This is a genomic window from Frankia umida (assembly GCF_023242945.1).
In the GTDB taxonomy this organism is placed as follows: Bacteria; Actinomycetota; Actinomycetes; order Frankiales; family Frankiaceae; genus Frankia; species Frankia umida.
On the sequence record NZ_JALKFT010000004.1, the window covers coordinates 139644 to 152460 of the forward strand.

Here is a 12817-nt window from a genome sequence, read left to right on the forward strand (position 1 = left end):
ACCAGGTGGACGCGCCCTCAGGAGGCCCGCAGACCGACCTGCGTGGCCCGGGCCAGGCACTGCGCGACGGTCTCCACGACCCGCTGCGGGTACCAGGCCACCTCGAGATCGCCGAAACGCAGCACCGTCCAGTTCATCGCGGCCAGCAGGTTGGCCCGCTGCCGCTGGCCGTGCACCACACCGGCGGGGCGCCCCACCATGGCGCCCTCGGCCTCGACGGCGACCCGCTGCGCCGGCCAGGCGAGATCAAGCTGGGTGACGACCTGACCGGCAGCATCCGAGACCGGCCATTGTGGACGCGGCGGGGCCAGGCCCGCGTCCGCGAACAACAGCCGCAACCGCGTCTCCAACGGCGACTGGGCCCGCCGATCAGCCAGCGACCACCAGGGCAGGGCCCGGCGGTACCCGCGGCGCCCCGCCGCCGAGAGGCGGGCCGCCCGCAGGTCCGTCACGACGCCGCTGTGCAGGGCACCATCCATGATCGCGACGGCGACCTCCCGGTTCGGCGCCGTGAGTACGAGATCGGCGAGCGTGCGCGCCGTGGAGGTGAGCGGAATTCCGCTGTGGACGATTCGATCCGCGGGCGGAAGGTCGGTGAAATGCAGGCGGACACCGCGTGGCTGGGCCCGGGTGAGCCGAGCCGGCAGCATCAGATGCACCGGTTGCCGCGCATCATCGACTTGCCGCGCATCATCGACGTTGGCACCAGGACCGGCCTCGAACGGCGACATGCCCAACGCGGGCGAACCGAACTCTGCCGCATCACACGGTGCGGTACCGAAAAACCCCGCGACCGAAGCGGAAACACCCGACGGGACGGTACCCGCGGCGGTGAGGCCGGCAGCGGGAAAACCCAGCAACCGGGCTGCCGTGACACCGCAGGCCACCGCCTGCGGACGACCGACCAACGCCGCCCGCACCCGCGCCGACAGTGCCTGGACCGTGGACGGCAGACCCAGCAGCCAGACCTCGGCCGCGGCCGAGCCACCCTCGCCACCAGCCAGGCCAGCCAGGTCGGACCGTGGGCCGGCGGCGGGCCGCGGGTTCGAACCGGGCAGCGTGGCCAGATCGGCCGCCGATGCCACCGGCCCCGGCGCCGAGGCCAGAGCTCGCCGCGGCACGGGCACGGCGGACACCGCCAGGACGACGAAGGCACCACGGACCGGGTGGTCCCACTGGCCGGACAGCACCAACCGGCGCAGTTGGCCACGGGTGAGGCCGGCTTCGATCGCCTGCCGAAACGTGATCATTCCGCCCTGGCTGCGAGCCAGTCTCAGGGCTGGCTCAAGGCCAGGATAGGAGAAGGTGACAGGTCGGGTCGGCGAGGTCAAGGCCGAGGACAAGGAGGTCATGACTGCAGAATCCAACAGCGGAAGCCGTCGATCCAGAGGCCGAAAAAATCTGTGGATAACCACCCGCGACGCCCTGTGGAAGAACCGGCAACCCGACCATCCGACCTGGTGGGGGCATTTCCCGAGCGCACGCGACACGTTGTCGGTAACCGGCCAGGAAACTCGACGAAAAGGTCGCGCCGAGCGCGAGGTCACAACCACCGCGGGTGGGCGGGGCGGGCGGGGCGGCTTTCGATCCCGCTGTCAGGCGGCCCGGCTCGCGAGTCCCAGGGCATAGTCGAGCCACCACTGGCCGGCCCCCGGCCCGCCGTTACAGGCTCCGTCGGACTCCCCGGGCACCTTGATCCACAAGTAGGCGTCCGCCCGTGGATTGCCGGTGGCCGCGGTCGGCGCCGCCCCCAGGCCACGTCCGGGTGGGTTGCACCAGACATCGCCGGCTGCCGGTCCGCGGCCGTTGCGGGAGGTGTCGATGACGTAGTGGGCACGTCCGCCGAGGGCCGCGACCACGGCGTCACCGTAGGCGGTCTCATCCGCCGTCTCGTCGAAGTTGGACACGTTGAGCGCGAAGCCGCGGGCCCGGTCCACACCGGCCAGCCGCAGCCGGCCGGCCATCTCCGCGGCCGAGTGCCAGTCGGCGTGGCCGGCGTCGAGGTAGACGTTGGCGCCGGTGGCGGTGAGCACGTCGACGGCGTAGTTCAGCATCGCGTAGCGCGCGGCCGCCGCGGCCGCGGGCATGCAGTCGATCTGGGCGAGCGCATCCGGCTCGACGATCACCGCCGCAGCGCCGTGGCCGAGTCCAGCGGCGAAGGCCGTGATCCAGGCCCGGTAGGCCGCCTCGTCGCCCACGCCGCCAGCGGACTGCCCGCCGCCGCAGTCACGTTGCGGGATCGCGTAGGCGACGAACAGCGGCATGGCGCCCGCGGCCCGCACGACCTGCGCCCGCGCCGCGACCCGGGTCCGTACCGTGTTCGGGTCCGGATCACCGAACCAGTCGGCATGAGCCTGGTCGGCGAGCCGGGCGAGCGTCTGGGCCCCTGTCGGATCGCTGGCCCGCAGGGAGGCGACCGCACGGGCCGCCGTGCTGTCCGGGTCGACGTAGAGGCGCGCGGAGGCGAACGGGTCCCCCGCCGCGGCGGGGGCGGCGGGCACGGCGGGGGCGACGGGCAGGGCTGAGGGGGCGGTGCCCGACGTCGCGGGGGCGGCGCCGCCCTGGCCGGACGCCGGCTTCCCGGTCGCGGGGCCGCTGGGGGCCGAGGCCGATACCCGGGCCGGGCCGGCCTTCCCGCCGGCACCGGTCCTGCTGCCGGCGGCCCCGGTGGTGGCGGCCGAGGCGGACGCGGTGGGCGCACGATCGGCGAGGTCGGGCTGGGCCGCGACCGTGCTCGTCCCCTCGGTGGAACCGGCCGAGGTGCCGACGGTCTGCTGCAGTCCGAAGCCGACCCCCATCAGCAGGACGGCGCTGACGCACAGGCCCGCCCGGAACTGCCGCTGACCACGGGCGGCGGTCCCCGTGCTGGCACGACGGTGACGGCTGATCGGGGCGTTCGACACTCGACCTCCGGCTACCGCGGACACGGGCGCGCCGCGCGACGACCCTGACTGAGGACCGGGACGGACGACGAACGACAGGCCCATCCCGGACGGGTACCCGGGCCGACGACGACCCGGGAACCGACAAAAGGGTACCGAGCGTGGCATCTGTGGAGGTGATGACGCCCAGCGGCCACCGCGACCAGCCGAACCATAGATGCCTGAGAGTGTTCACGCAGTGCCGGCGTAGCTTCGGTGGGGGCGGCGGAGCGAACGAACGGCTGCCCTGGGCCCCTTGCCGCCGCCGTATCGACACCCCTGCTTCTTCGGGCCGCTCCGAACGCGCAACCCCAGGAGAGGGCCCCCGGACGCGGGCTCACGGACGCGGGGCTCACGGACGCGGGGCCCGTGCGCGTACCCGGCTCCGCGTCGACCCGGCAGGGCCGATCGCGGGGCCGGGCAGCCACGGCTGTCTACTTGATGGCGTTCGCCGGGGTGGCGATGCCGTCCGACGAGGTGGTCTGCCGGATCTGGGTCAGTTCGGCCGCGGTGGGCTCGTGGCCGAAGTAGCTCTTGTGGAAGCTGCTGGTGACCGAACGCAGGTCGACGTCGGCGAACAGCGACGGGTTGAGGACCTTGGACACCCACTGCAGGTTGACGGCCTGCTCCGGGGTGTACTGACCCCACGGGTAGAGACCACGCGGGTGGATGTACAGCTTGTTGTTCCTGACCGCGTTCAGGTCGTTCCAGCCCGACAGCTTCGACAGCGCGTCCACGACCGAGGTGCCGGTGTTGGCGGCCAGGCCCTGGTCACCGCCGGGGATGGCGACGATCAAATAGTCCGGGTTCCACTGGAGCACCTGCTCCATGGTGACCTTGACCCGGTTGCCCTTGATGTCCTTGGCCGCGTCCGTGCCACCGGCCTTCTCGATCCACTGGTCGATCAGGGAGGGCCGCCCTGGACCGTGATGTCGCTGCCACCGGTGTAGGCCTCGATGAAGAGCACCTTCGGCTTCGCGGTCACGCTCGACAGCTTCGAGGTGAGGCCCGCGGAGACCTTCTCGTAGTAGGCGTTGTAGGCCTCTTCGCCTTGGCCGCCGCCGCGCCGCCGTAGGTCTCGCCGGCGACCGTCATGGACCTGGTGATGTCGTCCAGCTTGGTGAAGAACATGCTGACGGCCGGAATCCCCGCGTTCTTGAAGGGGGTGGCCGTGTCACCGCCGCTGATCAGGGAGACCACGTCGGGCTTGCGCTGGAGCAGCTGCTCCATGTTCACCATGCCGCCGTTGCGGAACAGCTGCGGAACCTTGGTGATGCTCGGCTGCACGGTCTGCATGAACGGAATGGTGCTGACATTCTGCGGAATCGCGACCAGTTTGTCTCCGACGCCCAGCATGACATCAGTGACCGTGTGCGCCGGGAACTGTTCGGCGATGCTGTTGATGATGGTCGGAACGGTCACCTTCGCGCCGGAGAGGTCCGTGACCACGTGCGTGGCCGGCGTGGGGCTGGCCGACGGGCTGGCCGAGGCGGTGTCGTCACCCGAGCTGGAGCAGCCAGCCAGGGCGATCATCCCGGCGCAATGTGCCGTGGGCGGCGTATCGAACTCACTGATGGCCCCCCTGAGCCGAGCGATTCCCATCGCTCATGTCGAACTGATTGATCGGCGAAAATTAGCAGCGGTCAAATCAGGGCGTCAAGGCGGATTCTCGGACCATCGAGACACATGACGAACCGGTAAACGTTCTGTTTCGACGACGCCGGCCGCGTTCGGGACGAAAAGACCCGGATGCAGTGCGGGGCGCCGTCAGCACGGACCACTCGGCTATTTACCCAGGGTCTCCGGACGTGATGAGAACGCGGAACATGATGACGAATAATTCGGACAAAAAATACCCCGCACGTCGGCACGACCACGGAACCGGTCGTCGCGCCGGAGCCGACCGAACCCCCTGACCCGCGCCACGAGGTCGCGGCACATTGTGTCTGAAACATTACGAATGCGCTACGTCAAGACCGCATATACGGTAGAACACGAGCGATACATCCACAATTGCGGATCTTATGGACGGATGCCTCCGCAGATATCGAAAGGCCGAAGGCCGGAAGCCTCACCAGTCGGACCGGCAGCACCCACCCATCATCGCTACAGAAAAGAGTCGTCAGAGCACGAAGAGACATCATCGGGTGGCCGGGCTCGCACCGAACCCGGGCCAGAACCGGCCCCCACTCCGCTGGCAGGCCAGAACGCCGGTCGACCGGACTCCGACCGGCCAGGAAGCCAGACCACCAGGACGGCGAGGAGCCAGGAGACCGCGGTCAGGACCGAAGAAACCCGGGCAGTTCCGGGAACACCCGCTACCGCCACACCCACCAGGACGCCGAAACATCGAGTCGTCGAGCCATCCGGACATTCACCGGCGGATACGTCTGGCCGACCGAGCGGGGACACGATTGCGTACGAGCGTCGGGGGGCTGTCGGGCCGTTCGAAGAACGATTCAGCCGGCGGCGTTGTGAACGAGTTCGGCGGCGGCCTGTGGCCACCACTGCCCCGCCTCGGGATTACCGCGACCGCATTCTCCGTCGCTGGATCCGGGAGTTTTGATCCACAGCAGGGCGTCGGCATGCGGGAAACCGGTGTTGGTGGTGGGCTTCACCCCAAGCCCACGACCGGGCGGGTTGCACCAGGGATCCGAGATGCCGCCCGCGGGGCCCTTGCCGTTGCGGGAGGTGTCGATGACGTAGTGGGCACCGCCGAGCAGACGGGAGACCACCTCGCCCCGGGCCGCCTCGTCCGCGGTGGCGTAGTAGTTCGAGACGTTCAGCGCGAACCCGCGGGCGTGCGCCACCCCGGCCTGCGCGAGCCGGTGGGCCATGTCGACGGCGCCGGTCCAGCCGCAGTTCGCACCGTCGAGGTAGACGCTGGTCGCGGGCAGCGCGGCGTAGGCGTCGACCGCGTCACGCAGCAGGGCGTAGCGTTCCGCCGCTTTGCCGGCGTCGAGTTCGTCGATCTGACCGAGCGCGTCCGGCTCTAGGACGATGACCGCCCGCGCGCTGCCGATACCGGCCGCGACCTGCGCCGTGAAGGTGCGGTAGGCGGCGGCGTCGGGCAGACCCCCCGCCGAGTACAGACCGACATCGCGGTACGGGATGGCGTAGATCATGAAAACGGCGGTGGCGCCGGCGGTCTGCGCGGCGGCCGCCCGGGCGTGCACCTCGCCGGTGACGTCGGTGAGCCAGTCGCCTACCGGGAAGGCGGTCGGTGTCTGGACCAGCGGGGCGATGGTGCTCGCCTCGCCAGGATGGGCGGCGGCGCGCTGTGCGGCCTCGCTGTTCGGATCCACCAGGAACGGCTCCTGCGGCGCGCGCAGGGACGCACCATCACCATCAGGTGTCGCCACCGTCGTCTGGTTGACGTCGGCAGCACCCGCGGGACAGCGGGTTCGGTCCGGGGCCGCCACTGCCGGGGCGGCCGTGGCCCCACCCGAACGGCCCGTGTCACCGCCGTCGCTGTCGTCCTTCCCACCGCCGAGGCCACAGGCTGCCACCAGTACGGCGGCGAGGGCCAGGACGGTGCCGATCCGGCCGGCACGCTCGGCGGCCACGGGCAGCAACCTGACTGTCGGCACGACAGCGTCCTCTCTGCGTTGACTCGCGTGACGGGTGGCGCCGGACGGGCCGCCCGTCGGCGCCGCCGGAGCCGGCGAGCCGGCTGCGCTACTGAGCCACGTGCACCCAGGTCGCGACCGACGGAACGTTCGCTCCGTTGTCGACGAAGAGCATGTACCAGTCGCCCGGCAGGACGTTCGCGTTCTCCGGCACGCTCACCGTGACCGTACCGTCCACCTGGGAGGTGATCGGCAGGGCCACCGAACGCTGCTCGGTATCTGTCACGTGAGTGTAGGCTCCCGGCCGGATCAAACGGACTTTTCCGACCTTTTGCGAGACGGACAGCGAGATCGAGGTACCCCTTGTGATGGCGTTGGGCGCGGCGCGGATGACCGGACGGGTACCGGCATACAGGTAGGGCGGGGAGTAGACCTCGACCCTGGTCTCGAAGGTGTTGTCGTCGGAGAGCGGGTTCGAGCCGAACACCGCCACCCGACCATCGGGCAGCAGCAGGTACTCGGAGTGGTAGTCGCGGCCGACATGCGGATCGGCGACCGGACGGAAGGTGTTGGTCGCCGGGTTGTAGAGCTCGGCCGTCAGGGTGTCGCGGGCGCGGTAGCGTCGCGACCCGCCCGAGACCAGCACCGTGTCGTCGGGCAGCACGACCGCACCGGGATAGCGCTTCGGTGAGCTCAGGTCCGGGCCGCGTTCCCAGGTGGGCTGGGGTTTGGTCAGGTCGACGATGGCGGTCCGATCGGTGGCGACCTGGGTGTCCCCGACGCCACCCCCGCCGATGAACATGATCTTCTGTTCCTGCGCCGGGGCCAGCATCACCGTGCCGGCGGTCTCGTTGACCTCGGGCAGCGGCAGACCGGGAACGGCCTGGAAGGCGTTGTTGCCGAGGTTCCACAGCCCGGACTGACGGGCCTCCAGCGACGCCGGGCCGTAGCCCGCGTTCGCCCCCGAGAAGAACAGCCGGCCGTCGGCGGTGAGCAGCAGCGACGGGTAGGTGGGGAACTCCTTGCGCAGTTCGGGATGCTCGATCCAACTGGCGCTGCCGGCGTCGAACGACTCGGTGTTACCCGGGTCGATGTCGCCCTTGTCGTTGAGCCCCGAGACCGCGACGACCGCGCCGTTGGCCAGCGTGACCAGCGTCGGGTACCAGCGGGCGTGCTGGAGGAAACCGGTCTTGACGTACCGCTCGCTGATCGGGTCGAACAGGTAGGAGTCCTTGAGGCCCTGGTACTCCTTCTTCTTGCCGTCCGGCGCGTCCGCGGCGAGCACCTCGTAGGCCTTGGTGCCGCCGGCGATGAGCAGGTCACCGTTGGGCAGGAAGGCATGTCCGGCGCAGAAGACGTCCCACGGCGTGGCGATCTTCTGGAAGGTGTTGGCGCTCGGATCCCACAGGATGGTCTCGAACCGCTTGGCGTCGAAGCTCTTCTTGTCGTTACCGGATCCCGCCATGAGCAGGACCTTCCCGGTCCGCAGCATCGCCGCGTGGATCGAGCGCGAACCACTGTCGGCGACGATGTCCCACCGACCGTTGTCGCGCATGTAGTCCGGCTGGTGGGAGCGCCAGTCGTTGTACCGGTCGGACGCCCACGAGTTGACGTAGGGGAAGTTACCGGCCAGCACCACCAGCACGATGATCCCGGCCTGCAGAATCCGGCGCCGACGACGTGACCTGGTCGGCGTCGACACGACCGGCACCATCCGCGGGTCGTCCAGGCTGGGCCGCGCCTGCGCCGGCTCGGACCGACGACCCGACGCGGACCGACGTCCCGGCTCGGACCGACGGCCCAGGTCAGACCGCTGCCCCGGCTCGGAGCGACGGCCCGGCTCGGAGCGACGGCCCGGCTCGGAGCGACGGCCCGGCTCGGAGCGACGCGCGTCCGCGGGACGCCCGTCGCGACCGGACGCCGAGCCGCCGATGGCCGGCAGGTCGGTGACGGTCGGATCGTCGGGTTCCGGCCGTCCTTCGGGGCGACGCGGACGGTCGGCCATCAGCCGATCTCCTCAAGCAGGCCGTCGAGGGAGACCCGACGTCGGCGTGGGGCGAGTCGCATCGTGACGTCCTCGACGTAGGCGGGTCGGTCGCCGACGCCGGCACCAACCCCGGCGAGCACCTCCCGGCGACCGGTGATCACCGTCTCGTGCTCGGTGTAGACCGGCGGCACGGACGGGTCGAGGCGGCGCCGATCGGCACCGGCGTCGTCACCGGATCCACCGCTGGCCGCCGGTCGCGAGACCGCGGGGACCGACCCGGCGGCCGGTACGTCCTTGGGATCAGGCACCGTGCGGGTGACGACCGTGTCGTCGCGGCCACCGTCACCGGCGGCCGGCCCCATGGCCGACGCCTGCGCGAGGGCGGCGGCGACGCCGGCGGCCGAAAGGAGCATGGTCGGCCCATCGATGCCGACGCCGACCGGTGCGCCGGCCTCGGCGGCCCCGTCCTTCGCCCTCGCCTCACCGGGCGTGTCCGGGGCGGCGCTGGCACTGGCCGCGGCCAGGCGTCGGTCGTCCCGCGCGGTCCGGTCACGTCCGGGTACGGCGGGCACCGGGCCCAGCGGACGGGCGCCGACGATGGTGACGGTGTCGCCGGTCAGCGCGTCGAACGCCGCGGGGACCGGCACCTCCTCGGTGACCGGGTCCGCGAACGCGGCGGCCACGACCGCCGGTACCTCCTCGGTCGCCGGATCGTCCGCCGGCTGGAGACGCACGGGGGCGACGATCGGCCAGGCCGCCTCGGCGGCCCGGCGCGGCGCCGGGACATGCGCGGCTGGCAACGGGTTGGGGGCGTTGGCCCGGCGCGGCGCGAGGATCGGTTCCAGTTGCCACAGGCCGATGGGCAACAGGCAGGTCACCAACGACAGCGAGACCCACACCATGTTCGCCGGATACAGGTGCCCGAGCGCCGCCGCGGCGGCGATCGATCCGGCCGACCAGGCCGCCCAGAAAAGATGTTTTCGGAAGGTCGCCAGTCCGTCAGGGCTCGCCTGGTCACCCTTCGGAGTGACGACGAAACCCAGCTTGCGCCGGAACACCGCACCGACCAGTGCGGTCGAGTAGAACGGCGTGCACAGCACGGAAACGAAGATTCCGGACATTCCCGCGGTGCCGGGTTCCTCATGCGGACTGGTGTTGAACCGGCGCAGCCAGAAGTACAGCAGCAGTCGCGAGGCGAACACGTCCACATAGAGCGCGAACCAGGCCGAGACGTGCACGACGACGCCGGTGGAACCCAGCGCCATGTACGTCGTCGTGAGGATCATGCCGAGAATCCAGGTCAACGCGACCGTCGGATAGTGCAGCATCAGCGTCGCGTAGTGCAGCCGCGGCCCCCAGGACAGCTTGCGCATCCGTCCGGCGGCCTCGGTCACCAGCACCTCGTTGGCCCCGCGGGCCCAGCGCAACTGCTGGCTGAAGAAGTCCGTCCAGGTCGCTGGGCCCTCGCCGACGGCGATGACGTCCGGGGTGTAGACCGACGTCCAGCGGTGCTTCGTGGCCGGGTTGCGGGCACCGTGGACGGCGAAGGAGGTCGCCAGGTCCTCGGTGATCGAATCCTGGAAGCCGCCGATCTGCCGCCAGGTCTCCACCCGGTAGGCGTGGTTCGTACCGACGAACATGCCACAGGCGAAACGGTTGGCGGCCCGCTGGACGACCGAGTGGAACATGTAGTTCTGCGCCTCGGCGCCCCGGGTCAGGTAGTGGCGGAAGTTCCCGTACACCTGGGGGCCGACGACGAACGCGACATTGGGATCGCGGAAGTACCCGAGCATGCGTTCGCCGAAGTTCGGCAGCGGAATGTGGTCCGGGTCCACCGAGAGAACCACGTCGTAGGCATCGCCGTGGGCATCCAGCCACGAGTTGTGGTTGCCGTGCTTCGTCTTCGCTCGAAAGCGGCCACGGCCGGTGTTGTAGCGCTCCACGCCTTTGCGGGAGAAGTGGTTGACGCCCAGTTCCGCGCACATCGCGCGGACCGCCGGGTCATTGCCCTCGTCCAGCAACCAGACGTCGATCATCGAGTCGTGCCGGATGTTCAGGGCCGCGATCAGGGTGTCGCGGACGACGTCGATGGGCTCCTTGGACGGCACGATCGTCGTCGTGAAGGCGACCCGCAGCCCGGTGGGAGGCCGCACCGGAACCGGATTACGCATGATGAACGCCGACCAGCACAACGTGATCGAATTGACCAGGCGAATACCCTCGGTCACCACGATCAGCCAGAACATCACGGCGTTGCCGACCTGGACCGCGGTCGGCAGATAGCGGCCCTGCGGGTAGTGCTCAGGCTGGATCAACCACACGAAGAACAGCGACGACAGACCCACCGTGGCGATCAGCTGCGGAAGGACCTGGTAGAGGTGCCGTCCCACCATGATCTTGCGGTAGGCGACGTGGTAGACGCCCTGAGCCGGCGGCTCCCGCAGGGGCCCGGCGAGCGTCGAGAACGACGCGTAGTCATACGCCACGGTGCTGACTCCCTTCCCCTGGACCCCCGGCGGGGTTCACGGGCGGTCGCCGCCGACCGAGCGCCAGGCTGCTCGCCGCGGCGGCGGCCATCACGACTCCGCACGTCACCGCGACCCACAGCCACACTGCCGGACCACTGTGGGTGACCGGTTCGTCGGTCTGGAAGGTGCCGATCCGTAGCCGGCCGATCGTGTGCTCCAGCGGTGTCGCGGCATCCAACCGACCCAGGGCCAGCGCGACGATCGCCAACCCGCAGGCCAGCACCGCGATGGCCAGCCCGCGCCGGCCTGTCCAGCCCGCCAGCAGGCTGAGCACGATCGCGAGCACGGCGGCGGCCCCGACCAGCGCCCCGGTGGGCGCCAGATCCCAGCCGGACCGGGTCGCCACCAACAGATGCGCGCCCCGGTCGGACAGGGTGGCGCGCGCCCAGGTCCGCGGCACGGTGAACAGCGCCACCAGACCAGCGGCAACACACAGCGTGAGCAGGCGATCGCCCCAGGCGGTGTCCGCTCTCACGGTGTTCCTACGGCGACCAACGCCGCTCGGAGCCGCCCCGGCGCCGCGGTCGGCCAGAGCGTCTCGAGCGTCCAGGGCCTCGCCGTCGCGGTGGCCGTCCGCGGAGTTCAGAGCGTCCAAGGCCGACCGATCGCCGTTGCCCGGCTCCTCGTGGACCACGAAACCCCTCCCGGCGGTACGGCCATGCGGGTACGACCACCAGGCCGATCCACATTGCCGCGCCGCGATACCGCGTCACCCCTGACGCGACAGAACCGATATCCGTCCGTGGGCCTGCGCCGGACAGCAACGTGCTGACAGACGCACAACGAGGCGATAATGTTGCGCCGAGCCCACAGAACTGCCGTTACGTCAGCGTTCTTCAGGAACACTGCGTGTACAGATTATGCGTGGCCACCGATTAGCCCTCGGCCGGGTGGGTCGCATCGCATGATCCTGACAGCGACGTGAGGGTTGACCGTGGCGATCAGCCGCGGACGAGAAGAACGATCGCGACGACCACGCCAAGCGTGATGACCGCGGCACGCAACAGCGCCGGATGCATCCGGCGTGCGATTCGGGCGCCGATCAGACCGCCGGCCAGCGAGGCGACCACGAGAATCCCGGCGTAACCCCAGGCCACCTTGGCTGTGATGAGGAACACGACTACCCCGACGGCGTTCACACCGAATGCGAGCAGGGTTTTGAGGCCGTTGGTGCGTTGGAGATCGTCGGTCAGCAGGATGCCCAGCACACCGAGCAACAGGACGCCGAGCCCGGCCCCGAAGTACGACCCGTAGACCCCGGCGATCAGCACCCCGAAGCGGGTCGGCCAGGTGACCGTCCGCGCCGTCGGCGGCTGCGCACCGGCCGCGGGGACAGCCGGGGTGGTGACCGGGCTGGCAGCCGGGGTGACCGTGTGGGCGCGGCGGCGGGCCACCACGGCGGCCAGTCGGGTCTGCGCGGCCAGCAGCAGGCAGGAGGCCAGCACCAGGTAGGGCACCACGGCGCGGAAACTCGAGGACGGGGTGGCCAGCAGGATCACCGCCCCGGTGAGGCCGCCGAGCAGCGCGGGCGGCCCGAGGGCCCGCAGCCGGTCGACCTGATCGGCGAGTTCGCGCCGATAGCCCACAGCCCCGCCGGCGTAGCCGGTGACCAGACCGACCGAGCAGGTGATGTTCGCGGTCAGTGCCGGCAGCCCGGTGGCCAGCAGCGCCGGGAAGGCGATGAGGGTGCCGCCACCGGCGATGGCGTTGACGGCACCCGCGAGCAGCCCCGCTCCCGCGGCGAGCAGGGCATCACCTGGTCCCATCCGATCCGCCTCCCGGCCGCCTCGTCCACCCGCCGCCCACGGGCAG

8 protein-coding genes and 1 pseudogene are annotated in these 12817 nt (G+C 70.4%); all 9 read right to left on the minus strand.

The window, feature by feature from the left end:
- Window positions 1–17: 17 nt before the first annotated feature.
- Window positions 18–1352 carry a type IV toxin-antitoxin system AbiEi family antitoxin domain-containing protein gene (locus MXD59_RS05795; RefSeq protein ID WP_283096418.1) on the minus strand — a complete coding sequence of 445 codons (1335 nt, stop codon included), beginning with the start codon at window positions 1350–1352 and terminating at the stop codon, window positions 18–20.
- 243 nt (window positions 1353–1595) lie between these two features.
- Entirely contained in the window at window positions 1596–2903 is a 1308-nt protein-coding gene (locus MXD59_RS05800) for a glycoside hydrolase family 6 protein (RefSeq protein WP_248823750.1), read from the minus strand.
- Between the two features lie 452 nt (window positions 2904–3355).
- Window positions 3356–3832 (minus strand): annotated as a pseudogene (locus tag MXD59_RS26275) (TroA family protein); the annotation flags it as partial.
- Between the two features lie 70 nt (window positions 3833–3902).
- Complete coding sequence (locus tag MXD59_RS26280) at window positions 3903–4370, minus strand: ABC transporter substrate-binding protein (RefSeq protein ID WP_308301652.1); 468 nt, start codon at window positions 4368–4370, stop codon at window positions 3903–3905.
- Window positions 4371–5380: 1010 nt separating this feature from the next.
- On the minus strand, window positions 5381–6511 hold the full coding sequence (locus MXD59_RS05810; RefSeq protein ID WP_248823751.1) for a glycoside hydrolase family 6 protein: 1131 nt from the start codon (window positions 6509–6511) through the stop codon (window positions 5381–5383).
- Window positions 6512–6599: 88 nt separating this feature from the next.
- Window positions 6600–8495: a kelch motif-containing protein gene (locus tag MXD59_RS05815; protein WP_248823752.1), complete on the minus strand. Its 1896-nt coding sequence runs from the start codon at window positions 8493–8495 to the stop codon at window positions 6600–6602.
- Window positions 8495–10963: a glycosyltransferase family 2 protein gene (locus MXD59_RS05820; protein ID WP_248823753.1), complete on the minus strand. Its 2469-nt coding sequence runs from the start codon at window positions 10961–10963 to the stop codon at window positions 8495–8497. Before MXD59_RS05820 ends, MXD59_RS05815 begins: the two co-directional genes overlap by 1 nt.
- A complete protein-coding gene (locus tag MXD59_RS05825) occupies window positions 10953–11480 on the minus strand; it encodes a Trp biosynthesis-associated membrane protein (protein ID WP_248823754.1) in 528 nt (175 codons plus the stop codon). The genes MXD59_RS05820 and MXD59_RS05825 overlap by 11 nt, the downstream gene beginning before the upstream one ends.
- Before the next feature lie 466 nt (window positions 11481–11946).
- Window positions 11947–12771 (minus strand): sulfite exporter TauE/SafE family protein, encoded by an 825-nt coding sequence (locus tag MXD59_RS05830; protein WP_248823755.1) that lies wholly within the window; start codon window positions 12769–12771, stop codon window positions 11947–11949.
- Window positions 12772–12817: the final 46 nt, after the last annotated feature.